22 protein-coding genes are annotated in these 26,065 nt (G+C 69.8%); 18 read left to right on the forward strand and 4 right to left on the reverse strand.

Annotation, left to right across the window (positions count from 1 at the left end; genetic code table 11):
• Nucleotides 1-9 precede the first annotated feature (9 nt).
• From JWS14_RS37305 to ypfJ, 3 genes are all read right to left on the reverse strand, one after another.
• Nucleotides 10-726 carry an SRPBCC family protein gene (locus tag JWS14_RS37305; protein WP_072942183.1) on the reverse strand — a complete coding sequence of 239 codons (717 nt, stop codon included), beginning with the start codon at nucleotides 724-726 and terminating at the stop codon, nucleotides 10-12.
• Between the two features lie 2 nt (nucleotides 727-728).
• Nucleotides 729-1,355, reverse strand: a complete 627-nt coding sequence (locus JWS14_RS37310) for an ArsR/SmtB family transcription factor (protein WP_206015412.1) — start codon at nucleotides 1,353-1,355, stop codon at nucleotides 729-731.
• A 64-nt stretch (nucleotides 1,356-1,419) separates the two neighbouring features.
• Nucleotides 1,420-2,343, reverse strand: coding sequence for a KPN_02809 family neutral zinc metallopeptidase (gene ypfJ, locus JWS14_RS37315; protein WP_072942179.1), 924 nt, complete (start codon nucleotides 2,341-2,343; stop codon nucleotides 1,420-1,422).
• 143 nt (nucleotides 2,344-2,486) lie between these two features.
• Here ypfJ and aspS point away from each other — a divergent pair, with 143 nt between their 5' ends.
• The 15 genes from aspS (at nucleotide 2,487) to aroB (ending at nucleotide 22,775) form a co-directional block, all read left to right on the forward strand.
• The gene (gene aspS / locus JWS14_RS37320) at nucleotides 2,487-4,295 is read left to right on the forward strand and encodes an aspartate--tRNA ligase (RefSeq protein ID WP_072942177.1); all 1,809 of its coding nucleotides are present in this window, start codon (nucleotides 2,487-2,489) and stop codon (nucleotides 4,293-4,295) included.
• Between the two features lie 69 nt (nucleotides 4,296-4,364).
• On the forward strand, nucleotides 4,365-5,336 hold the full coding sequence (locus JWS14_RS37325; RefSeq protein ID WP_206015413.1) for a DUF389 domain-containing protein: 972 nt from the start codon (nucleotides 4,365-4,367) through the stop codon (nucleotides 5,334-5,336).
• Nucleotides 5,336-7,900 (forward strand): circularly permuted type 2 ATP-grasp protein, encoded by a 2,565-nt coding sequence (locus JWS14_RS37330; protein ID WP_206015414.1) that lies wholly within the window; start codon nucleotides 5,336-5,338, stop codon nucleotides 7,898-7,900. The genes JWS14_RS37325 and JWS14_RS37330 overlap by 1 nt, the downstream gene beginning before the upstream one ends.
• Nucleotides 7,897-8,847 carry a transglutaminase family protein gene (locus JWS14_RS37335; RefSeq protein ID WP_072942172.1) on the forward strand — a complete coding sequence of 317 codons (951 nt, stop codon included), beginning with the start codon at nucleotides 7,897-7,899 and terminating at the stop codon, nucleotides 8,845-8,847. Before JWS14_RS37330 ends, JWS14_RS37335 begins: the two co-directional genes overlap by 4 nt.
• A gap of 65 nt (nucleotides 8,848-8,912) precedes the next feature.
• The gene (locus JWS14_RS37340; RefSeq protein WP_072942170.1) at nucleotides 8,913-10,088 is read left to right on the forward strand and encodes a phosphotransferase family protein; all 1,176 of its coding nucleotides are present in this window, start codon (nucleotides 8,913-8,915) and stop codon (nucleotides 10,086-10,088) included.
• A 55-nt stretch (nucleotides 10,089-10,143) separates the two neighbouring features.
• Nucleotides 10,144-11,577 (forward strand): replication-associated recombination protein A, encoded by a 1,434-nt coding sequence (locus tag JWS14_RS37345; RefSeq protein ID WP_095860629.1) that lies wholly within the window; start codon nucleotides 10,144-10,146, stop codon nucleotides 11,575-11,577.
• A gap of 78 nt (nucleotides 11,578-11,655) precedes the next feature.
• Nucleotides 11,656-14,328 (forward strand): alanine--tRNA ligase, encoded by a 2,673-nt coding sequence (alaS, locus tag JWS14_RS37350; protein ID WP_206015415.1) that lies wholly within the window; start codon nucleotides 11,656-11,658, stop codon nucleotides 14,326-14,328.
• A 2-nt stretch (nucleotides 14,329-14,330) separates the two neighbouring features.
• Complete coding sequence (gene ruvX, locus JWS14_RS37355) at nucleotides 14,331-14,867, forward strand: Holliday junction resolvase RuvX (RefSeq protein WP_072942164.1); 537 nt, start codon at nucleotides 14,331-14,333, stop codon at nucleotides 14,865-14,867.
• Nucleotides 14,864-16,606 (forward strand): endolytic transglycosylase MltG, encoded by a 1,743-nt coding sequence (locus JWS14_RS37360; protein ID WP_206015416.1) that lies wholly within the window; start codon nucleotides 14,864-14,866, stop codon nucleotides 16,604-16,606. The genes ruvX and JWS14_RS37360 overlap by 4 nt, the downstream gene beginning before the upstream one ends.
• A complete protein-coding gene (locus JWS14_RS37365; protein WP_072942161.1) occupies nucleotides 16,596-17,423 on the forward strand; it encodes a shikimate dehydrogenase in 828 nt (275 codons plus the stop codon). The genes JWS14_RS37360 and JWS14_RS37365 overlap by 11 nt, the downstream gene beginning before the upstream one ends.
• 105 nt (nucleotides 17,424-17,528) lie before the next feature.
• Nucleotides 17,529-18,608 (forward strand): IS110 family RNA-guided transposase, encoded by a 1,080-nt coding sequence (locus JWS14_RS37370; protein ID WP_241031565.1) that lies wholly within the window; start codon nucleotides 17,529-17,531, stop codon nucleotides 18,606-18,608.
• 550 nt (nucleotides 18,609-19,158) lie between these two features.
• A complete protein-coding gene (locus JWS14_RS37375; RefSeq protein ID WP_206015418.1) occupies nucleotides 19,159-19,761 on the forward strand; it encodes a prepilin peptidase in 603 nt (200 codons plus the stop codon).
• 75 nt (nucleotides 19,762-19,836) lie between these two features.
• Nucleotides 19,837-21,024, forward strand: coding sequence for a chorismate synthase (gene aroC, locus JWS14_RS37380; protein ID WP_072942156.1), 1,188 nt, complete (start codon nucleotides 19,837-19,839; stop codon nucleotides 21,022-21,024).
• 38 nt (nucleotides 21,025-21,062) lie between these two features.
• Entirely contained in the window at nucleotides 21,063-21,569 is a 507-nt protein-coding gene (locus JWS14_RS37385; RefSeq protein ID WP_072942154.1) for a shikimate kinase, read from the forward strand.
• Between the two features lie 93 nt (nucleotides 21,570-21,662).
• The gene (aroB, locus tag JWS14_RS37390) at nucleotides 21,663-22,775 is read left to right on the forward strand and encodes a 3-dehydroquinate synthase (protein ID WP_072942152.1); all 1,113 of its coding nucleotides are present in this window, start codon (nucleotides 21,663-21,665) and stop codon (nucleotides 22,773-22,775) included.
• A gap of 120 nt (nucleotides 22,776-22,895) precedes the next feature.
• Here the strand turns inward: aroB and JWS14_RS37395 are convergent, their stop codons facing one another.
• Nucleotides 22,896-23,642: a B-4DMT family transporter gene (locus JWS14_RS37395; RefSeq protein ID WP_072942150.1), complete on the reverse strand. Its 747-nt coding sequence runs from the start codon at nucleotides 23,640-23,642 to the stop codon at nucleotides 22,896-22,898.
• Between the two features lie 136 nt (nucleotides 23,643-23,778).
• Between JWS14_RS37395 and JWS14_RS37400 the strand changes: the two genes are divergently transcribed.
• Genes JWS14_RS37400 through nusB form a run of 3 tightly spaced genes read left to right on the forward strand, consistent with a single transcriptional unit; the run spans nucleotide 23,779 to nucleotide 25,990 of the window.
• Nucleotides 23,779-24,882: an aminopeptidase P family protein gene (locus tag JWS14_RS37400; protein ID WP_072942149.1), complete on the forward strand. Its 1,104-nt coding sequence runs from the start codon at nucleotides 23,779-23,781 to the stop codon at nucleotides 24,880-24,882.
• A 34-nt stretch (nucleotides 24,883-24,916) separates the two neighbouring features.
• Complete coding sequence (gene efp, locus JWS14_RS37405; RefSeq protein WP_005241702.1) at nucleotides 24,917-25,480, forward strand: elongation factor P; 564 nt, start codon at nucleotides 24,917-24,919, stop codon at nucleotides 25,478-25,480.
• Nucleotides 25,481-25,990, forward strand: a complete 510-nt coding sequence (nusB, locus tag JWS14_RS37410; RefSeq protein WP_072942147.1) for a transcription antitermination factor NusB — start codon at nucleotides 25,481-25,483, stop codon at nucleotides 25,988-25,990. It abuts the gene before it with no gap.
• The last annotated feature ends 75 nt before the right edge of the window (nucleotides 25,991-26,065 follow it).

Consider the following 26,065-nt stretch of genomic DNA (forward strand, 5'->3'; position numbering starts at 1 on the left):
CACGGAGAGTCACGCGAAGACGTCGTCCAGCCACGACGTCCACGCGTCCTGCGACTTCTCCTGGTCGGCGCCCGCGGCGAACAGGTGGTGCGCCGCGTCGACCGTTCCGCCGAATGCGTTGCGACCGTAGAACCGGTACAGCGCGTCGGCGGTCCGGATGCCGATGAAGTGCGGCGTCAGGTAGTCGACGACGCCGTCCACTGTGCCGAATCCGGGGACGTCGACGGTGACGGTGTCGCCGGCGGTCGACGTGTCGGACAAGCCGAGCGCGCCGCGGAGCGTGATCATCGCGCCGGGATCGGCGGAGGCCGCCGGGCCGCCGGTCGCGATGTAGGTGGCTGCGCGGCCCGCGAAGTACCGGACGTACTGGCCGAGGCTGTGCAGGTAGAACGTGGTGTGCTTGTCGGCGCCGTCGTACTGGGCGTCCCAGTCGTCGGTGAAGATGCCGCTGTGCACGTAGCGCAGCACCGCGGTGCCGCCGTCCCGCGCCTCGATGAGGTACTCGAGAGCGTTGAACCAGCCGTCAGGGCCCTCCTGGCGGACCGCGAACTTCTGCGGCGGCTCCCAGGCGATGACGGCGGGGTCGTCCGGCCCCTCGCTGCCGACCCCGGGATCGAGTTCGGTGGGGAACATCCAGCCGCCGGTGCCGGTGGTGACGGCGGCGAACACGTCCTCGGGGGTGGCGTTCAGGACGACTTCGCGACGGATCTCGAAATTCTTCGACATGGCTAGCTCTCCTCGTGGCGGTTGTCGGATGACTTCGCTTGCGCGGGCGGTGTTTTCAGGCTCGGATGCAGTGCGACGACGAGGCGGTGCCTGCGCCCGTTCGGGGCGTTCTCGTCGTGGTAACGGGACACCAGGTTCTTCACGGACTCGCCGAGTTCGTCGGCGAACGCGGACCGGTCGGCCGCCGACGAGAACCGGATCTCGCTGTCGATCGCAAAGGTGGCCAGCGGCTGACGCGCCGCGGTGGCGCCGGCGATCAACTCGCCGACCTCACGCACCAGTCGCGCGGCCAGTGCCACCAGCCAGCGGGCCGACAGTTGGTCCGGTGCCCGGTCGGGATCGGGCGCGAGGGCGGCGAACGCGGCGGGGGAGATGACGTACGACGCCGCGGTGGCCTGGAACAGCCGCTCGGTGACGTTGCCCTTCTTGCGTTCCTCGACGAGTTCGACGAGGCCGTGCTCCTCGAGCGCCCGGAGGTGGTAGTTGGCCTTCTGCCGTGTCAATCCCACCTGCACGGCGACGGAACTCGCCGAACCGGGTTCGGCGAGCGCCGCCAGCAACCGCGCCCGGACCGGGTCCAGGGAGATCTCGGCGGCGGCCGCTTGATCGATCACTGCTAGGTCCAACATGCGTCCACTGTCGCACCGACAGTAAATTCTGTCAAGACAAAAAAATTTGTCGGGCGGATTCCGGTCAGCGGAGCGCGGGCGGGTTGTTCAGATCGCGTGCCGAGTAGGTGTCGCAGGCCTGTACCTGGCCGGTCCGGTATCCGGTGGCGAACCATTTCTGGCGCTGCTGCGAGGAGCCGTGTGTCCAGCCCTCCGGATTCACCCGGGCGCCCGCGGACTGCTGGATCCGGTCGTCGCCGACCGAGGATGCGGCGGAGAGGGCGTCGTCGATGTCGGTGTCGGTGAGGGTGTTCAGGAACGGTGGTCCGCCGTCGGGGCCGGGGAGGGTGTCGGCATAGTGGGCCCACACGCCCGCGTAGCAGTCGGCCTGCAGTTCGGTTCGCACCGCGGCCGAGTCGGCGCCCCGCGGGTCGGCCTGTGCCCGTCCGATGTCGCCGAGCTGGTTCTGGATGTGGTGGCCGAACTCGTGGGCCACGACGTACTCCTGCGCGAGCGGGCCGCCGCTGGACCCGAAGCGGTCGACGAGGAGCTGGAAGAAGCTGGTGTCGAAGTACGCCGTCGAGTCCGCCGGGCAGTAGAACGGCCCGACCTCGCTGGTGGCGTTGCCACAGCCGGTGCTGACGGAACCGGAGAACAGCACGACTTCCGGCGGCACGTACGCGGTGCCGGTCTGTTGCGCGAGTTCCTGTCCCCACACCGAGTCGAGACTGCCCGCGGTGAACACCACCCGGCAGTTCACGTCGCGGTTGGCGTCCGCGCCGGTCTCGCACCCTTCGAGGCCCGCGCCGGAATTCTGGCCGGACTCGGTGGCACCGCTGAGACCGCCGAGCAGCGAACCGGGATCGCCACCGAGGAGCAGCGCCAGAACCAGCACGATCAGCCCGCCGGCGCCGCCGCCCAACGCGAACTTGCCGCCGAGGCCACCGCCGCCCCCACCTCCGGTCGACACCCGGCCGGAGTCCATTCGGGCGCCCTCGTTGAAGGTCATGTGTCTTCGCTTTCTCGTCAGTTTTCCGGTGCGTGCCGATCGAGCCTCGCACGTGAAGCGGGTATGCGTTTCCGCTCACGCACGGTGTCTCCGTAGGATCTCAGCCAACGAAGTAGCTTGCCCCATGTTTCGAAAGGAATCCCGTGCTGCGCACACATCTCGCCGGTTCATTGCGAGCCGAGCAGGCCCAGCAGACCGTAACCCTCACCGGTTGGGTTGCCAGGCGTCGTGATCACGGCGGGGTGATCTTCATCGATCTACGTGACGCGTCGGGCGTGTCCCAGGTGGTGTTCCGGGAGGGTGCCGCCGCCGAGCAGGCTCACCGTCTGCGCGCGGAGTACTGCGTCAAGGTCACCGGTGTGGTCGAGGTGCGTCCCGAGGGCAACCAGAACTTCGAGATCCCGACCGGGGCCATCGAGGTCAACGTCACCGACCTCGAGGTCCTCAACGAGAGCGCGCCGCTGCCGTTCCAGCTGGATGACCAGGCCGGTGAGGAAGCGCGCCTGAAGTACCGCTACCTGGACCTGCGCCGTGAGGGCCCCGGCCATGCCATCCGGTTGCGGTCCAAGGTCAACGCCGCGGCCCGCGCCGTGCTCGCACACCACGAGTTCGTCGAGGTCGAGACGCCCACGTTGACGCGGTCGACGCCGGAGGGCGCCCGCGACTTCCTGGTTCCCGCGCGTCTGCAGCCGGGCAGCTTCTACGCGTTGCCGCAGAGCCCGCAGCTGTTCAAGCAGCTGCTCATGGTCGGTGGCATCGAACGCTACTACCAGATCGCGCGCTGCTACCGCGACGAGGACTTCCGCGCGGACCGCCAGCCCGAGTTCACTCAGCTCGACATCGAGATGAGCTTCGTCAACCAGGACGACGTCATCCTCCTCGCCGAGGAGGTGCTGGCCTCGCTGTGGAAGCTGGTCGGGCACGAGATCAAGACGCCGATCGCGCGGATGACGTACGCCGAGGCGATGCGCCGCTACGGTTCCGACAAGCCGGACCTGCGCTTCGGTGTCGAACTGGTCGAGTGCGCCGAATTCTTCACCGACACCACGTTCCGGGTCTTCCAGCAGGAATACGTCGGGGCGGTGGTCATGCCCGGCGGTGCGAGCCAGCCGCGGAAGCAGCTCGACGCCTGGCAGGAGTGGGCGAAGCAGCGCGGGGCGAAGGGCCTGGCCTACGTGCTCGTCGGCGAGGACGGCACCCTCGGTGGACCGGTGGCCAAGAACCTCACCGACGCCGAACGTGAGGGCCTCGCCGCGCACGTCGGCGCGAAGCCGGGCGACTGCATCTTCTTCGCCGCCGGCACCACCAAGTCGTCCCGGGCGCTGCTCGGTGCCGCGCGCGGCGAGATCGCCCGCAAGCAGAACCTCATCGACCCGGACGCCTGGGCTTTCGTGTGGGTCGTCGACGCACCGCTGTTCGAGCCGACGGCGGATGCCACCGCGAGCGGCGACGTCGCACTCGGCTACAGCGCCTGGACGGCGGTGCACCACGCGTTCACCTCGCCCAAGCCGGAGTCGATCGACACGTTCGACACCGACCCGGGGTCCGCGCTCGCGTACGCCTACGACATCGTCTGCAACGGCAACGAGATCGGCGGCGGCAGTATTCGTATCCACCGCAAGGACATTCAGGAGCGAGTGTTCAAGGTGATGGGCATCTCCCACGAGGAGGCCGAGGAGAAGTTCGGCTTCCTGCTCGACGCGTTCGCGTTCGGCGCCCCGCCGCACGGCGGCATCGCGTTCGGCTGGGACCGCATCACCGCCCTGCTCGCCGGTGTCGATTCGATCCGTGAGGTCATCGCGTTCCCGAAGTCGGGTGGCGGCGTCGATCCGCTGACGAGTGCTCCGGCTCCGATCACCGCGCAGCAGCGCAAGGAGTCCGGGGTGGACGCCAAGCCGGAGCCGAAGGGCGACGCCGCGGCGGCCAAGCCCGACGCACACGCCGACAAGTAGGCGGGTCCTCCGGCACGATCTGCCGGCGGGACTCGATGACCGGACGACGCGGAACAGCCGGGGGACACGATGTTGCACCTGCGAGTGATCTGTCCGGCCGAGCACACCGAGGACGTCCTCGGTGTGCTCGCCGCGGAACCCGGCGCGACCCACGTGGTGGTGCTGCGCGACGCCGCGATCGACCCCGCCGGTGACGCGATCCAGACCGATGTGGCCCGCGAGTCCGCGAATGACGTGATCGACGCGCTCGAGGCCCTGGGAATCGATCGCACCGGCGCGATCACGGTGGAGCCCGTCGACACGGTGCTCTCGAAGTCCGCACACGAGGCGGAGAAGGCGGCCCCGGGCGATCCCGCGGACAGCGTCGTGTGGGAGGAACTGGTCAGCCGGACGCGCGAGGAGTCGACGCTCAACGGCACCTTCCTCGCGTTCCTCACCATCGCGTGCCTGCTGGCCGCGGTGGGTGTGGTGACCGACTCGCCGATCACCGTCGTCGGGGCCATGGTGGTGGGACCGGAGTTCGGACCGCTCGCCGCGCTCGCCGTCGCCCTGATGCGGCGCAAGCTGGGGCTGGCGCGGCGGTCGCTGATCGCCCTGCTGTTCGGTTTCCCGTTCGCGATGGCGGCGACGCTGGTCGCGACCCTGCTGATGGAGCAGGTCGGCTGGATGGAGTTCGAGAGCATCGAGTCCCTCGACCAGGTCGACTTCATCTACCGGGTCGGACCGCTGTCGCTGATCGTCGCGCTCCTCGCCGGCGCGGCGGGCATGCTCGCGCTCGTGTCCTCGAAGTCGGCGGCGCTCGTCGGCGTCTTCATCTCCGTCACCACCGTTCCGGCCGCCGGATTCGCCGTCGTCGCGGTCACCGTGGGCGAATGGCGCGTCGCGGCACTGGCGGCGCTGCAACTCGGGGTCAACATGGTGGGCATCGTCGTCGCCGGCGTCCTGGTCGTGGCGCTGCGACTCCGCAGCGGCGGCGATCCCCGCCGGCTGCTCGAGCAGGCGCGGAAAGAACGCTCCGTGGCGCAGCGGCGGAGGGCCTGATGAGCGTCTCGCCGCACGACGGCGCGGGCTACGACGAACTGTTCGACCACGACGGCGGCCTCCGGGAACCGTGGGCGGAGTTGGCCCAGGACTTCACGGACGGCGGGCCGGACTCCGTCCGCCGCCTGCAGTCCCGCATCCGGTTGCTCGTCGACAACCACGGGATCACCTACAACCCCCTCGACGGTTCGGACGCGCCGATCGCACCGCCACGATGGGAGATCGACGCCGTCCCGCTGATCGTCGCGGCCGAGGAGTGGGAGCAGCTGGCGGCGGGCTTCGTGCAGCGCTCCCGGCTTCTCGACGCGGTACTCGCGGACCTGTACGGACCGATGACCCTCGTCCGGAGCGGCGCCGTCCCGGCCCGCACGGTGTTCGGGCACCCCGGCTACGTCCGTGCGGCGCACGGCATCACGGTGCCGGGCCGCCACCAGCTGTTCCTGCACGGACTCGACGTCGGCCGCGGGGCGGACGGCACGTTCCACGCGCTGCGCGACCACACGCAGTCCCCGGCGGGCGCCGGCTACGCGATGGCGGACCGCCGCGTCATCGCACGGGCGATGCCCGGTATCTACGAGACGGTCGGACCGCGCCCGCTGTCCTCGTTCGCCCAGTCGATGCGGCTCGCGGCGATCGACGCCGCTCCCGCGGGCACCGAGGACCCGCTCGTCGTCGTCCTCAGCCCCCGCACCCGGTCCGAGGCCGCATTCGATCAGGCGTATCTGGCGACGGTCCTCGGCTTCCCGCTCGTGGAGAGTGCCGACCTGGTGGTCCGCGACGGCCACGTGTGGATGCGGTCCCTCGGCAGTCTGGAACGCGTCGACGTCATCGTCCGGCGGGTGGACGCCGACCTCGCCGACCCCCTCGACCTGCGCCCCGGCTCCCGGTCCGGGGTGGTCGGTCTCGTCGAGGTGCTGCGGCGGGGCGCGGTGACCGTCGTCAACACCCTCGGCAGCGGAATCCTCGAGAACCCCGCCCTCACCCGGTTGCTTCCGGACCTGTGCCGACGGCTGCTCGACGAGGATCTGCTGCTGCCGTCGGTTCCGAGCTTCTGGGGCGGCGACCGGTCGGAGCTGTCGCACATCCTCTCGAACGCCTCGTCGATGGTGCTGCGCGCGGTGCACGGGGGTGCGCCGATCGTGCCCGCCGACCTCGGTGCCGCCGACCGGGACACCCTGCTGGACCGGGTGCGGGCCGAACCCGGGCGGTGGGTCGGGCAGATCGTCCCGGACCCCTCGTACGCACCCGCCGCCGGTGGATCCGGGGACGTCGTGCTCGCACCGGTCGGGATGCGGCTGTTCAGCGTCGCGCAGCAGGTGGGATTCACGCCGATGGCCGGCGGTCTCGGCACGTCCCTCGTTCCCGGGGCCGAGCGCGGGGACCGGCGCCACGCCGGGGCGAAGGACGTGTGGATCCGGCTGGCCCAGCGCACGGCGTCCACCGACCCGGGCGACGGCGCCGAGCGGGACGGGGAGACCCTGCCCACGTATGCGGCGACGACGTCCGACCTGATGACGTCGCCGCGCGCGCTGACCGAACTGTTCTGGATGGGCCGGTTCGCGGAGCGCGCCGAGGGTGCGGCCCGGCTGATGATCGCCGTGGGGGAGAAGTACCGCGACTACCGCCTGCGACCGTGGCTGGCGGGCGGCGGAAGCCTCCCGATCCTGCTGAACACGGTCCTGCGGGTCGCCGACGCCGGGAACCGCGCCGTGGCCGACTCGGGTTCCGATCCGGTCACCGACCAGCGGCGGGTGCGCTCCGAGTTCCGCTCGCTGACGGCGGACCCGGACCGGGACGGGTCGCTCGCCCACGCGGTGCGCGGCGTCGAGCAGGCCGCGCGGGCCGTGCGCGGGCAACTGTCGAACGACATCTGGGCCGTCCTCAGCTCCGTCGAACGCGCGCTCGGACAGGTCGCGGCCGACACCGTCGACGACGGGTCCGCGCTGTTCGAGGCGCAGTCCGCGGTGCTCGGCGGCATGCTCGCGCTGTCCGGGGTCGCCGCGGAGTCGCTGGTTCGCGACACCGGCTGGCACGTCATGGACATCGGCAAACGGATCGAGAGGGCATCCACCTTGATCGCGCTGGTGGACTCCACCCTCGGGCGGAGGACGGATCCCGCGACCGAACGGGCGGTGATCGAATCGCTTCTCGTCGCCACCGAGAGTTCCGTGGTCTACCGCCGCCGCAACCGCAGTATCCGCCCGGCGGCCGTCGCCGAGTTGCTGCTGTTCGACGTGAAGAACCCGCGGTCGCTGGCGTTCCAACTGGAGGCGCTGCGCACGAATCTGGCCGCACTGCCGGACGCCTCGGGTGCGTCCCGTGCGGAGCGGCTCGCCGAGGACATGGTCAACACCGTGCGGCGCGTCGACCCCGTCCGACTCGAATCGGTCGACGCGGGCGGGTCCCGGAAGGAGCTGGGCGAGCTGACGACCACGATGCGCGCACTGCTGAGCGAACTGTCCGACGTGATGCTGAAGGGTCAGCTGTCGCTGCCCGGCGGCACCCAGCCGCTGTGGGGCAGCGGCACCTCGTGGAGCACCTCCCCGGGCGGAGTCTCTGCATGACCGACACGACGCCCCGCACGGACCCGGCAGCGGAACGTCCGGTTCTGCGCAGATACAAGATCACCCACCGCACGACGTACACCTACTCGGGGCCGGTGACCTCGTCGTACGGCCGGGGTTACCTCCTGCCGCGCGACACCGAGGAACAGCGGTGCGTCGCTTCCGTCGTCGACATCACACCGCCGCCCGCAGACCGCTCCACCGGGTCGGACGTGTACGGCAACCGGGACCTGTACTTCCAGGTGAGCACGCCGCACGAGGAACTGGTGGTGGCGGCCGAATCCGAGATCGAGGTCTACGGACCGGACAAGGCGAGGCTCGCCGCCGCACCGGCGAACGCGCCGTGGGAGCTGTCCCGGCCCGTGGGCACCGAGGGCGCGATGGCGCAGGAGTTCGTGCTCGACCTCGATCCCCCCGAGATCGGCGACGCGGTCCGCGAGTACGCGGCACCGAGTTTCCCGCCGGAACGGCCCCTCGTCGACGCGGTGGTCGATCTCACGACCCGCATCCACCGCGACTTCGAGTACAAGTCGGGGTCGACGTCGGTCTCGACGCGGGTCGCGGAGGTGCTGGAGAAGCGGTCGGGCGTCTGCCAGGACTTCGCCCGGCTCGCCATCGCCTGCCTGCGCTCACGCGGACTCGCGGCCCGGTACGTGTCCGGGTACCTGGCGACGCAGCCGCCGCCCGGCAAGGAACGGATGATCGGAGTCGACGCGACGCACGCCTGGGCCGCGGTGTGGATGCCGGGGGACCGGTGGCTGGCCTTCGACCCCACCAACGACCAGCTCGTCGACGAGCGGTACACGGTGGTCGCGTGGGGCCGGGACTACGCCGACGTGCCGCCGCTGCGCGGTGTCATATACACAGAGGCACGAAACAGCACCATTGCGGTGTCGGTTGACGTGGCGCCGATGGAAGTACTCGCACCGGATCAGCCGAAATGCTGAAATTCATCGGGGCTTCCGGAGGAGGACTCGATGATCCGTGTCACTAGCAGGTAAGTTGGTCCGCGATGACTGCAATACTGGCAGACCCCGTTTCAGAGGTAGTTGCCGCAGCCGAGAAGCTGCTCACCCGTCGCACAGGGGCACCCGTGACACTGGTGGATCCCGTGGATCTCGGCGGTAGTGGCCGCACCATCGTGCTCCGTGTGCGGGTGGCGGAGAATCCGTTCTCCCTCCCCCGGACGTTGGTGATCAAGCAGGTCCGCGAGGAGTCCGGTGTGTCCGGCGCGCGGGCCGTCGATCCCGACGACCTGTCCGGCGACAGCCGCAGCGCCTTCCTCCGCGAGGCCGTCTCGTACCAGTTCGCCACGGCGCTGGCGACGGACAGCCGCCCCGGAGCCGAACTGCTCGCATCCGACCTCGAAGCCCGGCTCCTCGTGCTCAGCGACCTCGGGGACGCCACCCCGATCAGCGCGCTGCTCGAGCACTCCGATTCCGACACCGTCACCAACACCCTGATGGCCATGGCCCAGGCGCTCGGCCGCATGCACGCGGCCACCGTGGGCCGCGAAGAAGACTTCACCGCGCTGCTGCGCCGCGCCGAGGTGGCGCACTGCGACGACACCGTGGCCGAGCAGGTCGAGCGTGCGGTGCCCGCCGTGCCCGGTCTGCTGTCCGACATTCTCCGTGTCGACGTCTCGCCGGAGCTGACCGAGCAGGTGGCGCGGGCCGCGAAGCTGTTCGAGAGCGGGCGGTTCCGGGCGTTCAGCCCGTCGGACCTGTGCCCGGACAACATCATCGTCAACGACGAGGGCGTCCGGTTCCTCGACTACGAGTGGGGCGGGTTCCGCGACGCGATGCTCGACATCGCGTACGCGCTGGTCTCGTTCCCGGGTTGCCTGTGCAGCATCGAACTGTCCGAGGACCGCACCCAGGCGATGATCGAGGCCTGGCGGGCGGAGGTCGTGGGGATGTGGCCCGCGCTCGCCGACGACAACGTGCTCGCCGCCCGCATGGTCGAGGCGCAACTGATCTGGGTGTGGCTCAGCACCTACCTGTTCCTGCCGGACAACCACACCCGGATCGCCGCCGTCCGCGAGCATCACCTGTCGGTGCCGCGGTCCGAGGCGCTGACCCAGCGCTGGGACAAGCTGGCCCGTTCGGCGGATCACGCGGGGAACACGGTGGTCGCCCACGACGCCCGCGTCATCGCCGACAAGATCCGGGGACTGTCCGTCGGCTGACGCGAGGTCCGGCCGGACTGGGTCGGACGGTGCGGGTTCCAGTAGCGTCGAACTTGTGAGCGATCTTTTCGGTTCGGATGTCGGCGAGGACGAGTCGGCGGGCCTGTTCGAGACGGCGCAGCCGGACGAGGCGGCGGCTCCGCGCTCGGTTCCCGGTCCGGTGCCGGTCGACCACCGCGCACCGCTGGCGGTGCGCATGCGTCCCCGCACGCTCGGCGAGGTGGTCGGGCAGCAGCATCTCCTCGGCCCCGGTGCGCCGCTGCGGCGGCTCGTGGAGGGGTCGGGGGCGGCGTCCGTGCTGCTGTACGGTCCGCCCGGCACCGGCAAGACCACGCTGGCGTCGCTGATCTCCGGTGCCACCGGGCGCCGCTTCGAGGCGCTGTCCGCGCTGTCCGCCGGTGTCAAGGAAGTGCGTGGCGTCATCGAACTCGCTCGCCGACGGCTCCTCGCGGGCGAGCAGACGGTGCTGTTCATCGACGAGGTGCACCGCTTCTCCAAGACCCAGCAGGACGCACTGCTGGCGGCGGTGGAGAACCGGATCGTGCTGCTCGTGGCCGCCACCACCGAGAATCCGTCGTTCTCCGTGGTGTCCCCGCTGCTGTCCCGCTCGCTGGTCCTGCAACTGCAGTCGCTGACGGCGGACGACATCGAGAACCTCCTCGAGCGGGCGCGCACCGACGAGCGGGGTCTCGGCGGGGACATCGAGATCGCCGGCGACGCGATGGACCATCTGGTGCGCCTCGCGGCCGGTGACGCCCGGCGGGCGCTCACCGCGCTCGAGGCGGCGGCGGGCGCGGCGCTCGACCAGGCCGGTGACGCGGACCGTCCGGTGCTGCTGAACCTCGCGACGGTGGAGGCCAGCGTCGACAAGGCCGCCGTCCGCTACGACCGCGACGGCGACCAGCACTACGACGTGATCAGTGCGTTCATCAAGTCGATCCGCGGTTCGGACGTCGACGCCGCCCTGCACTATCTGGCGCGGATGCTGACCGCGGGCGAGGACCCCCGCTTCATTGCGCGGCGGCTGGTCGTCCATGCCAGCGAGGACATCGGGATGGCCGACCCCACCGCGTTGCAGACCGCGACCGCCGCCGCGCAGGCGGTGCAGCTGATCGGGATGCCGGAGGCCCGCCTCGCCCTCGCCCAGGCCACCATCCACCTCGCGACCGCGCCGAAGTCGGGGGCCGTCATCGCCGCGCTCGGCGCCGCGATGGCGGACGTCGCGGCGGGAAACGCCGGGCTCGTTCCACCGCACCTGCGCGACGGCCACTACGCGGGGGCGGCCAAGCTCGGCAACGCCGTCGGCTACCGATATCCCCACGACCACCCGGACGGGGTACTGGCGCAGCAGTATCCGCCCGACGAGCTCGTCGGCGTCGACTACTACCAGCCCACCACCCACGGCGGCGAGCGTGACATCGCGGGGCGCGTGGACAAACTGCGGGCCATCGTCCGCGGCACGAACCGTCAGGGTGGCCGGTTAAGCTGAATGTTGCCGAACCGCCGGGTGTGCCCAGCCACCCGGCGACCGTAGTTGCCCTCGAGACAGACAATAAGGATCACTGACGTGCAGACCCACGAGATTCGCCGGCGCTTCCTCGACCATTTCGTCAAGGCGGCCCACACCGAGGTACCCAGCGCCTCGCTGATTCTCGACGATCCGAACCTGCTGTTCGTCAACGCCGGAATGGTGCAGTTCGTGCCGTTCTTCCTCGGCCAGCAGACGCCGCCGTACCCGAGGGCGACCAGTGTCCAGAAGTGTGTGCGCACCCTCGATATCGAGAATGTGGGCATCACCACACGGCACAACACGTTCTTCCAGATGGCCGGCAACTTCTCCTTCGGCGACTACTTCAAGCGCGACGCGATCAAGCACGCGTGGTCGCTGCTGACCTCCGGCGTCGACGACGGCGGCTACGGGTTCGACCCGGAGCGGATCTGGGTGACGGTCTACCTCGACGACGACGAGGCCCGCGACATCTGGCGCGACGAGGTCGGCGTTCCCGAGAGCCGGATCCAGCGCCGCGGCATGGCCGACAACTACTGGTCCATGGGCATCCCCGGGCCCTGCGGCCCGTGCTCGGAGATCTACTTCGACCGCGGCCCCGAATTCGGTGTGGAAGGCGGCCCCGAGGCCGACGAGGACCGCTACATCGAGATCTGGAATCTCGTGTTCATGCAGAACGAGCGCGGTCTCGGCATCAGCAAGGACAACTTCGAGATCCTCGGGCCGCTGCCGAAGCAGAACATCGACACCGGCATGGGCGTCGAGCGCGTCGCATTCCTGCTCCAGGGCGTCGACAACGTGTACGAGACGGATCTCGTGCGCCCGGTCATCGCGAAGGCCGAGGAACTGTCGGGCCGCAAGTACGGCGCCGACCACGACGACGACGTGCGGTTCCGGGTGATCGCCGACCACGCGCGCACCGCCGCGATGCTCATCGCCGACGGCGTGAACCCCGGCAACGACGGCCGCGGCTATGTCCTGCGCCGCCTGCTGCGGCGCATCGTCCGCTCAGCGAAGCTGCTCGGCGCCGACAAGCCCAGCATGCGGGAGTTCATCACCGTCGTCCGCGACACGATGGCGCCGTCGTACCCGGTCCTCGACACCGACTTCGGCCGCATCGAAACGGTCGCAGTGGGGGAGGAGACCGCGTTCCTGAAGACCCTCACGTCCGGTTCCAAGCTGTTCGAAGGCGCCGCCGAATCGGTGAAGGCGTCCGGCAAGTCGACGATCGGCGGCGAACAGGCGTTCGCGCTGCACGACACGTACGGCTTCCCGATCGACCTGACCCTGGAGATGGCGGCCGAGGCCGGTCTGACCGTCGACGAGGAGGGTTTCCGCGCGCTGATGGCCGAACAGCGGCAGCGCGCGAAGGACGACGCCCAGGCGCGCAAGCACGCGCACGCCGACCTCACCGTCTACAAGGAACTCCTTGACCGCGGACCCACCGAGTTCACCGGATTCCACGAATTGGTTTCCGAGGCACACGTTCTCGCGCTGATCTCGCAGGGGCAGCGCGTCCCCGTCGCGACGGTCGGCCAGGACGTCGAGGTCATCCTCGACCGCAGCCCCCTGTACGCGGAGGCGGGCGGCCAGATCGCCGACCTCGGCACCCTCACCGGTCCGGGGCTGCGGGTGAAGGTCAACGACGTCCAGAAGATCGCCAAGAAGCTGTGGGTCCACAAGGTGACCGTGCAGGAGGGGCAGATCACCGAGGGTGACGTCGTGCTCGCGCAGGTCGACGCCGCGTGGCGCAAGGGCGCCACGCAGGGGCACTCCGGCACGCACATGGTGCACGCCGCGCTGCGACAGGTGCTCGGCCCCAACGCCGTTCAGGCCGGCTCGCTGAACAAGCCGGGCTACCTGCGGTTCGACTTCTCCTGGCAGGGTGCGCTGACTGAAGCGCAGAAGCAGGACATCGAGGTCGTCGCGAACGAGGCGGTGGCCGCCGACTACTCCGTGAACACGTTCGTCACCGACCTCGACAAGGCGAAGTCGATGGGCGCGATGGCGTTGTTCGGCGAGAACTACGGCGACGAGGTGCGGGTCGTCGAGATCGGCGGACCGTTCTCGATGGAGCTGTGTGGTGGAACTCACGTGGGCAGCTCCTCGCAGATCGGCAACGTCACGCTGCTCGGTGAGCAGTCAGTCGGCTCCGGCGTGCGTCGCGTCGAGGCCTACGTCGGGCTCGACTCGTACCGCTACCTGGCCAAGGAACGGGCCCTGCTCGCCGGGCTGTCGTCGTCGCTGAAGGTGCCCTCGGAAGAGGTGCCCGCCCGCGTCGAGGCACTGGTGGAGCGACTTCGGGTGGCGGAGAAGGAACTCGAACAGACCCGCGCGCAGGCGGTTCTCGCCTCGGCGGGCACCTTCGTCGACAAGGCCCAGCGGGTCGGGCCGGTGCTGCTGGTCGCGGATTCCGCCCCGGCCGGTGTCGGCGGCAACGACCTGCGCGGGCTCGTCACGGATATCCGCGGCCGATTCGGCACCCAGCCCGCCGTCGTCGTGCTGCTCGGTGATGTCGACGGCAAGGTGCCGTTCGTGGTGGCCGTGAGCAAGGCCGCGCAGGAACTCGGCCTGTCGGCCGGCGACCTCGTGAAGGAATTCGGTCCGAAGATCGGCGGCCGCGGCGGCGGAAAGGCCGACATGGCACAGGGTTCCGGTTCGGACACCAGCGGAATCGCGGCCGCTCTCGACGCGGTCCGGGGACAAGTCGCGGACAAGGTGGGGAGCCAGTAGCGGTGGATCACGCGGAACAGGGTCCGGATCGACCGGGAGTCGACGACCCTGGGCGTGGTCGGCGTATCGGCATCGATGTGGGCAGCGTCCGCATCGGCGTCGCGTCGAGCGACCCCGACGGGATCCTCGCCACCCCGGTGGAGACGGTGCCCCGGTCCAAGGAACGCGGGCCCGACGCGCCGGATATCCGGCGCATTGCCGACATTGTCGAGGAATACGAGGCGGTGGAGGTTATCGTCGGTCTGCCGCAGACCCTGCGGGGTGAACGGGGAAAAGCCGCCTCGATCGCTACTGTGTTCGCGAAGCGATTGCGAAGGAAGGTCGACCCGATACCGGTGCGGATGGCGGACGAACGTCTGACGACGGTCACTGCAGCGCGGGCGCTTCGCGAGAGCGGTGTCAGTGCGAGGGGCCAGCGTCCTGTGATCGACCAGGCTGCGGCGGTGGCGATCTTGCAGGGATGGTTGGACGAGCGGAGCAGGTCGGTGAATGCAGGGGATTCAGGTGGGGACGTGCAGCTACCGGAGGCAGGCCAGTGAGCAATCACCGCCGCCCCGCAGGTGAGCGACCCGACTTTCAGTACATCCCCCGCGAACCCCGACGGCACCGCTACCTCGACGGGGACGACGACGAGGTCGACTACACGCCACCCCCCGACGACGACCTCGTCACCACCGGCCGCCACGCCGTCGTGTACGACGAGCCGCACTACGAGGAACAGCACCTCGACGAGCCGCACTACGAGGAACAGCACCTCGAGGAACCGCAGCGCTACGAGTCGCACCGCAATTACGCGGAGCCGCGGTACGACCCGCGCTACGACCCCGAACCCGTGTACGAGGACGGATACGGTCCCCGCTCCTACGGCGACGCCCGCTCCTACCGGGAGACGCCGGCCGACGACCACCCGTATGTGGACGACCATGTCGACGAGCCGGACGAGGCCCACACGTACCCCGACGACGGCTACGACCGCCCGCACGACGAACCCGACGTCGCGTTCGCGGAGGCCGAGACGCAGATCATCTCGGCGATTCCCGAGGAGATCCCACCCTCGGCGACTCCGGAGGAGTTCCCACCGACCCGCGCCGCTGCTCGCACGCAGGCCCGCAGCCGCAAACAAACCAGGGGACGCGCACGCCGGGGCAAGGTGTTCGGCGTCCTCGCCGCCGCGGCGGTCCTCATCGTGCTGGTCGGTGTCGTGTTCGTCGGCGGCAAGTTGTTCTTCGGCGGGTCCGACGCGCCCGCGGACTACGCAGGCCCCGGCGGTCCCGAAGTGGTCGTGCAGGTCCATCCGGGCGATACCGCGGAGGAGATCGCCACCACCCTGGCGGACCGCGACGTCGTCGCCAGCGGATCGGCGTTCTTCAACGCCGCAGTCCAGAGCAACGCCATGAACTCGGTGCAACCCGGTTTCTACAGCCTCTCCACCCAGATTCCGGCGGACGACGCCGTGCAGGAACTGGTCGACCCGGCCTCCCGCGTCGGGCAGATGATCATCTCCGAGGGCAGGCAACTCCACGACACGACCGACGTGCAGACCGGCGCCAAGAAGAAGGGGATCTACACGCTGATCTCCGAGGCCAGCTGCTTGGGTGACGCCGGTCAGCAGAAGTGCATCAGCTACGACGACCTCAACGCCGCCGGCGCGGGCGACCTGTCCGCGCTGGGTGTGCCCGACTGGGCGAAGGACTCGGTCGCGGGTGTCCCGGACCGGGATCGCCAGCTCGAGGGACTGATCGCCGCGGGCAGTTGGGATTTCGATCCGACGGCGGGTCCCGCCGCCATTCTGCAGAAGCTCGTGTCCGAGAGTTCCGCGAGCTACGAGAAGACCGGGATCCTCACCGCGGGCAACCAGGTCGGTCTCACCCCGTACAAGATGCTGGTCGCGGCGTCGCTGGTGGAACGCGAGGCGATGCCCGACGACTTCTCGAAGGTCGCGCGCGTCATTCTGAACCGGCTCGCCGTCAACCAGGCGCTGCAATTCGACTCCACGGTCAACTACGCGCTGGACACCACCGAACTGGCCACCACCGACGCCGACCGCGCGCAGGTGACCCCCTGGAACACGTACGCCAGCCCCGGCCTGCCCGCGACGCCGATCTCGTCGCCGAGCATCGGGGCGCTCCAGGCGGTCGAACAACCGGCGCCCGGCGACTGGATCTACTTCGTGACGGTCGATTCGAAGGGCACGACACTCTTCACGAAGAGCTACGACGAACACCTGGCCAACATCGACCAGGCTCTGAACAACGGGATTCTCAACAGTGGACGATGAGTTGGTGACCGCACGCAAAGCTGCGGTGCTGGGCAGCCCGATCGCGCATTCGCGATCACCGCAACTGCACCTCGCGGCGTACCGGGCGCTCGGTCTCACCGGGTGGACGTACGACCGCATCGAGTGCGACGGGGAGCGACTCCCCGGGCTGGTGTCCGGGCTCGGCCCGGAATGGGTCGGTCTGTCCGTCACGATGCCGGGCAAGATCGCCGCGCTCGAGTTCGCGTCCGAGCGCACCGACCGGGCCGTGGCGATCGGCTCCGCGAACACCCTCGTGCGCATCGAGGGCGGCTGGCGTGCCGACTGCACCGACGTGGACGGGGTCAGCGGCGCGCTCACCGCGGGCGGCGTCGGTGCCGTCGCGGGCGCCGAGGCGGTCGTCGTCGGCGCCGGGGGAACGGCCAGGCCTGCGCTCGTCGCGCTCGCCGACCTGGGCGTGAAATCGGTGACCGTGGTAGCCCGCGACGCGGGTCGCGCGGCGGGTGCGCTGGGGTGCGCGGAATCGGTGGGGCTCGAGGTCCGGTTGCTCGGCTTCGACAGCCCCGAACTCGGTGCCCGGTGCGCCGCGGCCGCCGCACTCGTCAGCACCGTTCCGTCCGCCGCGATCACCGACTACGCGGACGTTCTCGGCCGGGCGCCGTTCGTGCTCGACGCGATCTACGACCCGTGGCCGACCCCACTGGCGGCCGCGGTCGAGGTGGCCGGGGGAACGGTCGTCGGCGGTCTGTCGATGCTCCTGCACCAGGCGTTCGGGCAAGTCGAGCAGTTTACCGGCCGCCCGGCGCCGCGCGAGGCGATGGCGGCCGCTCTGGGCTAGACAGTATGAGGGTATGGGCTGGGGCCCACTCCACATGTGAACGTGGGTTGCCGACAGGAAACGGGTCCTGGCCGGTAGAGCCACAAGATGTGGGAGGCCCCAGCAATGAATCAGCGTACGAGTGTCGGATTGGATGTGCACGCACGATCGGTCGTCGCGTGCGGCCTCGACGGGCGGACCGGTGAGCTGTTCGAGCGCCGATTGACGCCCGATCATCGCGACATACTCGAGTGGATCCGGTCGTTGCCGGATCCGGTGAAGGCGACGTACGAGGCCGGGCCCACCGGGTTCGGGCTGGCCCGTTTCCTGGACACAGTCGGCATCGAGTGTCTGGTGGCCGCGCCCTCGAAGCTGCAGCGCCCGTCCGGAGATCGGGTCAAGACCGACGCGCGAGATGCACGGCATCTGGCGAGATTGCTGCACCTCGATCAGATCACCTCGGTCACGGTGCCGAGCGTGGCGCAGGAGGCCGCCCGGGATCTGGTGCGCGCCCGTGAGGACGTGCGCCGGGATCTGATGGCGGCTCGGCACAGGCTGTCGAAACTTCTTCTGCGGCAGGGGATCGTCTACTACGGAGGGCACGCGTGGACGCAGGTGCACGACACCTGGCTGCGCAGCCAGCACTTCGATGAGCCCGGTCTGCAGTTGGCGTACGAGACCGCGTACGACACCATGCTCGCCGCCGTCGGCCGGCGCGACCGTTTGGATGCCGCGATCACCCGGATGGCCGCCGACAGCGCCTTCACCCCGGTGGTGACCCGGCTCGGGTGCCTGCGGGGGGTGTCCACGTTGACCGCGTTCGGGCTGGCGGTCGAGATCGGGGACTGGCACCGGCTGACCGGCCGCTCGATCGGCGCGTACCTGGGACTGGTGCCCACCGAGTCGTCCTCGGGCGCCTCCCGCTCGCAGGGGGCGATCACCAAGACCGGCAACGGGCACGCGCGCCGGTTGCTGATCGAGGCCGCCTGGCATCACCGGCAGCCCTATCGTGCCGGGGTGGATCTGCGGCGCCGCTGGGACAAGGCCTCACCGGCGGCCCGAGCCCGCGGGCAACGAGGCAACCGGCGCCTGCACGAGCGCTGGGCCGGGTTCGACGCCCGCCGCAAGCGTCCCGTGCTGGCGAACACCGCCATCGCCCGCGAGCTCGCCGGGTGGTGCTGGTCGTTGGCCGTGCTCGACGACTGACCCACGGGGCCTTCCCCCCGTCGCGGCCATTCTGGTCGTTGCTCGTCGGGCGGCAAGGTCGGTTCTCCTCGCTTGCGCTGCGGGGACTCCACCTTGCCCCCGCTCCTCGGCGACGACCGATGGGGCACGGACCGGGGGGCCGAAGGCCCCACGAACGTCCCGGATGATCACACGGTTGGTGACAACAGCGCCTGGGAGTGACCCGCGAGACAACTATGAGCAATCCTCAACTGCACGTTGGGATCACGCTCGAGGTTAGACCAGCGATCCACTCCAGCCGAACAACTGTCTTTGCGGTAGCCAACCCGCGCATATCAGACTTCGACAACGCGTCGACAACCGACACGCTCGCCACCAACCAACAGATTCATCCGGGGCCACCCGAGGCGGACGTCCCTCGACGACGGTCCTGGACGTCCGCCTCCTGCTGCCCTCTTGACAAATCTGCGTCCATATCAGTTGTCCACAGGCCCGGCCGCCATCCACAGGGCGATCGTTCCCGCAGGTCGCCGCGAGGGGTCCGGGTGTCCGGTCCCGCACGCTGGTCGGCATGTGGTGGCTGATCGTGACGAGTGTGGTGGCCGGTGCGGCTGTGGGGCGGTGTGCGCGCCTCACCGCGGGCCGGTTCGTGGGTCCGGTGCCGCCGGGCTGGTGCGAGGCGATGTGCGCGGTCGGCGTCGCCGCCGCGGTCTGGGCCGACGCCGGCCGCAACCCGGTGTGGATACTGCCGGGTGCGCTCGCGTTCTGGTGGTGGTGTGTGAGTCTCGCCGCCACCGACCTGTGCGCCCGGAGGCTGCCGAACCTGCTGACGCTGCCCGGGTTCCTGGTGATCGTCGGCATCGGTGTCGCGACCGGCGCCGCGTCCGCCGCCGTGATCGGCGGACTCCTGCTGGCGGCGGCCTATCTCGCCCTCTACCTGGGAGCGCCCGGTGCGATCGGCGCGGGCGACGTGAAACTTGCGCTCGGCGTCGGCGCGGCCGCCGGGCTGGCCGGGGGAGAGGCTTGGGTGTTCGCGGCCGCGCTCGCGCCGGCACTGACCGCAGTGGCGGGCTGCGTCGTCCTCGCCGTCCGGCGCTCGCCGCCGCCGCTCCCACACGGACCCGCCATGTGTGCCGCGACGCTGGTGGCGTTGTTCGCCGGGCACCTCACCTGACCGAGTCCGCACCCCGCGCGCGCCCCGAGAGGACCACCGTCACTGCCGGACGCGGCGACATGGAAGGATATTGGCGTGCTGCGCTGGATAACTGCCGGAGAATCCCATGGTCCCGCCCTCGTCGCGATGCTCGAGGGGATGGTCGCGGGCGTCGAAGTGACGTCCGAGGACATTTCGACCCAACTCGCGCGACGCCGCCTCGGCTACGGCCGCGGTGCGCGGATGAAGTTCGAGGCCGACAAGGTCACCATCGTCGGTGGTGTCCGACACGGCCGGACGCTCGGCGGCCCGATCGCTGTCGAGGTGGGCAACACCGAGTGGCCCAAGTGGGAAACCATCATGTCCGCGGACCCGGTGGACGCAGACCTGCTCGCCGACCAGGCGCGGAACGCGCCGCTCACCCGTCCGCGCCCCGGTCACGCCGACTACTCGGGCATGCTCAAGTACGGGTTCGACGACGCGCGCCCCGTTCTCGAACGCGCGAGTGCGCGTGAGACGGCGGCCCGGGTTGCGGCCGCGACGTTCGCCCGGGGTTTCCTGCGCCAGGTGTTCGGCGTGGAGGTGCTGTCACACGTGATCTCGATCGGCGCGTCCGACCCGTACGTCGGCCCCGAACCCACCGCATCGGACCTGGCGGCGATCGACGCCAGCCCGGTCCGCGCGTTCGACAAGGCCGCCGAGGAATCGATGATCGCCGAGATCGAGGCCGCCAAGCGTGACGGCGACACCCTCGGCGGTGTCGTCGAGGTCGTCATCCACGGTCTCCCCGTGGGTCTCGGATCGTTCATCAGCGGCGCGGACCGCCTCGACGCCCGCCTCGCGTCCGCCCTGATGGGAATCCAGGCCATCAAGGGCGTCGAGGTCGGCGACGGCTTCGAGACCGCGCGCCGCCGCGGCAGCCAGGCGCACGACGAGATGCGGCCCGGCCCGGACGGAATTCTGCGTTCGACCAACCGCGCCGGCGGTCTCGAGGGCGGCATGACCAACGGCGAGGCGCTCCGCGTGCGCGCGGCGATGAAGCCGATCTCGACGGTTCCGCGCGCGCTCGCCACCGTCGACATGTCGACCGGTGAGGAAGCCGTGGCCATCCACCAGCGGTCCGACGTGTGCGCGGTGCCTGCCGCCGGTGTCGTGGCCGAGGCGATGGTGGCGTTGGTCGTCGCCCAGGCCGCGCTCGAGAAGTTCGGCGGCGACTCGGTGGCCGAGACGGCCGCCAACTACGAGCGTTACGCGTCGGGTGTCGCAGCCCGGCTCGCGCGATGACCAGCCCGTCTGCCGTCGCGCCGGGGCGGTGACGGGTGATGGCACCGAAAGCCGTGCTCGTCGGTCCGCCGGGAGCAGGTAAGTCCACGATCGGGCGTCGCCTCGCGCAGGCGCTGGACCTGTCGTTGTTCGACACCGACGTGGCCGTCGAGGAAGAGGCGGGACGCACGATCGCCGAGATCTTCGTCCAGGAGGGTGAACCAGCCTTCCGGGCCCTCGAGGAAGAGATCGTGCGGAAGGCCATCGAGAGTCACGAGGGGATCGTCTCGCTCGGTGGTGGGTCCATCCTCTCCGAGCGCACCCGTGAGTTGTTGAAGGGCCAGACGGTGATCTACCTCGAGATCAGCGTGGCCGAGGGGCTCAAGCGCACGGGAACCAACACCGCGCGCCCGCTCCTCGCCGGTGGCGACCCCCGCCAGAAGTACACCGAGTTGATGCGCAAGCGCCGACCGCTGTACCGGGAGGTGGCGTCCATCCGGATACGCACGGACGGGCGGAGTCCCGCCCGCGTGGTGCAGCAGCTGGTGGCGAAACTCGCCGAGTGATCGGCGACCCCGGCGGAGCCGCGGAGTGATGGGCGACCCGGCGGAACAGAGACATCCGAGAACCTCGGACAAGACGGAGCGGAGCAGCAGACAGTGACCGAACCGGTACGCGTACAGGTGCAGACGGCGAACCCCTACCCGGTCATCATCGGGCGCGGATTGCTCGGCGAGCTGGTGGACGAACTCGCCGGCACGAGGACGGTGGCGATCTTCCACCAGCCGCCGCTGGCGGAGACGGCGGAGGCGGTGCGCGCGGCGCTCGCCGAGAAGGGGATCGATGCGCACCGCATCGAGATTCCGGACGCGGAGGACGGCAAGGATCTGGCCGTCGCCGGGTTCTGCTGGGAGGTCCTCGGCCGGATCGGCCTGACCCGCAGCGACGCGGTCGTCAGTCTGGGGGGCGGCGCGGCCACCGATCTGGCCGGGTTCGTTGCGGCCACGTGGATGCGCGGGGTGCGCGTGATCCACGTGCCCACGACGCTGCTCGCGATGGTGGATGCGGCGGTCGGCGGAAAGACCGGCATCAACACCGAGGCCGGCAAGAACCTGGTGGGCTCGTTCCACGAGCCGTCGGCGGTGCTGATCGACCTGGCGACGCTCGAGACGGTGCCCCGCAACGAGATCGTCGCGGGCATGGCGGAGGTCGTGAAGACCGGATTCATCGCCGACCCCGTGATCCTGGAGCTCATCGAGAAGGATCCCGAGGCCGCGCTGGACCCCACGGGAACCGTTCTGCCCGAACTGATCCGGCGGTCCGTGGAGGTCAAGGCCAAGGTCGTGGCCGCGGACCTGCGCGAGTCGGATCTGCGGGAGATCCTCAACTACGGGCACACGCTCGGGCACGCGATCGAGCGGCGTGAACGCTACCGCTGGCGTCACGGTGCGGCGGTCGCCGTCGGGCTCGTCTTCGCGGCCGAGCTGGGACGGCTGGCGGGACGTCTGGACGATGCGACGGCGGACCGGCACCGCACCATCCTGGAACTGGTGGGGCTGCCCACCACGTACGACGCGGACGCGTTCGGCCAGCTGGTCGAGGGAATGCAGACGGACAAGAAGAACCGGGCCGGCGTGCTGCGGTTCGTCGTGCTCGACGGGCTCGCGAAGCCCGGACGGCTCGAGGGCCCGGACCCGTCTCTGCTCGTCGCCGCGTACTCCGCGGTGGCCCGAGAGGCGACGCCGGGCGCCGGCGGCGCCGTTCTCCTGTGACGTAACCTCCTGTGACGTAGCGCGAAGAAGCAGGGACGCGGCGGTGTGAGCGAGTGCGCTCACACCGCCGCGCCGTCTGTCGGTGTGTCGTCGGTCGGGTATTGGAGAGTCGAACGGCTGCTACTCGCCGCGGCGCGGGTCGTCCGTGGTCCGCTTCCCGAGGTCGACCGGGTCCTGCCAGGTGGTGTCCCCGCCCTGCGACTGATCGAGGTCCGATGTGTCCTCGCGGTAGTTGTGCACCGGTTCGAACACCGCGGTGTCGGCGTCGGAACCGGCGTACCCGGTGTCCGGGGTCTGCTCGTATGCCTGGCCGGGGTAGTTCTGTCCGTACCCGTCGTCGTCGGCGACGGCTGCGGCTGCGGTTCCCCCCGCTGCGGCTCCTGCGGCCACTCCGGCGCCGTGCGCCGCCGGCCGGCGTTCGCCGCGGTCCTTCACCGTCTTCCTGGAGTCCCGGCCGACGAAGAACCGGCCGAGGAACACGGCGAGCATGGCAGGAACGAAGATCAGCAGGACCGTGAACGCGGCCCCGGACGTGATCTCGAAGAAGAACGAGTTCTGGGTGACGTTGAGGTTCGGCACCAGGTTGGCCAGCCAGCTCCCCACACCCGCGACGACTCCGCCGAGCAGGGCCGCCTTCAGCCACAGCATCGTCAGGTCGGCGCCGTCCTCCGGATCGGGGTTCCGGCGACGGTCCCGGATGCCGTCGATGCCGGCCCAGATCAGTGCCACGAACACCACGATCAGCAGTGCGAGCCATCTCAGAGCGGAACCCTGAAGCGGCCACTGTGTAATCGACACACCGAGGATCACACGAACGAAAACATGTATCAGGGCCATGCCGAGGCCGCGTACCACCCACGCATTCATGGGCACAGCGTAACGAGCGGGTTTTCGCCCGTGTGGCCTAACCCACACGGGGGCTGTCTGGAACCTGTTCTCGCCGCTGCACCGGTGCCGTCGATCCGCGCCCTCCCGGCGGCGGATTGCCGGTACGTTTGACGACATGCCTGCTGATCATGGTTCGCGGCGCGCGGCGCTGCGTGCGGCCCTCGCCGCCCGGGATCTCGACGCACTTCTGGTGACGAATCTGGTGAACATCCGGTATCTCACCGGGTTCACCGGCTCCAACGCCGCGCTGCTCGTGCACGCGTCGGACGCGGAGGGCGCCGAGGAGCGCACCGTCATCTGCACCGACGGCCGCTACCTCACGCAGGTCGGAGAACAGGTTCCCGATCTGCGGGCCGAGATTGCCCGCGCCAGCGCCGCCCACCTCATCGAATCGGTGAGGCGGCAGAGCCCCTCGTCGCTGGCGTTCGAGAGTCATGTCGTCACCGTGGACGAGTTCGCCGCCTGGTCGGTGCTCGCGCCGGACGCGCGGCTCGACCCCGTTCCGGGTCTCGTCGAGGAACTGCGGATGGTGAAGGACGACTTCGAGGTCGGACTGCTGCGCGCGGCGTGCGCGGCCGCCGACTCCGCGCTCGCCGAGCTGATCGAGCGCGGTGGTCTCCGCCCAGGGCGCACCGAGAAGGAGGTCGGCCGGGAACTCGAGGCGCTGATGCTCGCGCACGGCGCCGACGGCATCTCGTTCGAGACCATCGTCGCGGCCGGCGCCCACTCGGCGATCCCGCACCACCGCCCGACCGAGGCGGTGCTCGGCAGCGGCGACTTCGTCAAGCTGGACTTCGGGGCGGAGATCGGCGGTTACCACTCGGACATGACCAGAACGTACGTCCTGGGGCAGGCCGCGGACTGGCAACGCGACGTGTATGCGCTGGTCGCGCGGTCGCAGGAGGCCGGGCGGGACGCGCTGCGCCCGGGAGCGGAGGTGTCCGCGGTGGACGCCGCCGCCCGCCGGGTCATCGACGACGCCGGCTACGGGGAGCTGTTCCTGCACGGGCTCGGACACGGCGTCGGCCTGGAGATCCACGAAGCTCCGGGAATCGGCAAGCTGGGCACCGGTACACTTCTGGACGGTGCGGCGGTGACCGTCGAGCCGGGCGTGTACTTCTCCGGGCGCGGAGGCGTGCGGATCGAGGACACGCTCGTGGTTCGTGAGCAGGGACCGGAACTGCTCACACTCACCACCAAAGACCTGACTGTCGTGTAGACGGTTTCGACCTTATCGAGGAGACGCGAAGCAAGTGGCTTCCACCAGTGATTTCAAGAACGGCCTGGTCCTGCAGATCGAAGGCCAGCTGTGGACGATTACCGAGTTCCAGCACGTGAAGCCCGGCAAGGGTCCCGCGTTCGTGCGCACCAAGTTGAAGAACGTGCTCTCGGGCAAGGTCGTCGACAAGACGTTCAACGCCGGCGTCAAGGTGGACACGGCCACGGTCGACCGCCGTGACATGACGTACCTGTACCACGACGGCACCGACTACATCTTCATGGACGGCGACACCTACGACCAGATCTCGATCAGCGAGGCCACCGTCGGCGACGGCGCCCGCTTCATGCTCGAGAACATGGCCGTGCAGGTCGCGACGCACGAGGACGTTCCGCTGTTCGTGGAACTGCCCGTCACCGTCGAACTGGTGGTCCAGCACACCGATCCCGGCCTGCAGGGCGACCGCTCCACCGGCGGCACCAAGCCCGCCACCCTCGAGACCGGAGCCGAGATCAACGTTCCGCTGTTCATCAACACCGGTGACAAGCTGAAGGTCGACTCCCGCGACGGCAACTACCTCGGGCGTGTGAATTCCTGAGTGTCCGGTACGCATAAGAAACTCGGCGCACGGCACAAGGCCCGCAAACGCGCCGTCGATTTCCTCTTCGAGGCCGAGGCGCGAGATCTCGATCCGGTCGATCTCGCGACCGAGCGCGCGGAATTGTCCGGCAAGGACGATGCGGTGGCACCGGTCGCCCCGTACACCGTCACCGTGGTGACGGGTGTCGCGGAGAACCTGGACCGTCTCGACGAGGTGATCTCGTCCCACCTGCAGGACTGGACGCTGGAGCGGCTTCCCGCCGTCGACCGCGCCATCCTGCGGATCGCCGTGTGGGAGCTGTTCCACGCCACCGACGTGCCTCCGGTCGTGGCCGTGGACGAGGCGGTGGAGCTCGCCAAGCAGCTCTCCACCGACGAGTCGCCGGGTTTCGTCAACGGCATCCTCGGTCAGGTCGTGCTGGTGGCCCCGCAGGTGCGGTCGGCTGCGGCCGCGACGTCGCGCCGCGCCGAGACCGCCGACGGCGAGTCGAACGACGCCCGCTCGTAAGTTCGTGTCCCGCTGCGGGCCCGCGTCGGCGGGTCCGCAGGTCAGGGGTCCGGGCCTGGCGCAGTCGACGCGCTG

Source organism: Rhodococcus koreensis (genome assembly GCF_017068375.1).
GTDB classification, from domain to species: domain Bacteria; phylum Actinomycetota; class Actinomycetes; order Mycobacteriales; family Mycobacteriaceae; genus Rhodococcus_F; species Rhodococcus_F koreensis.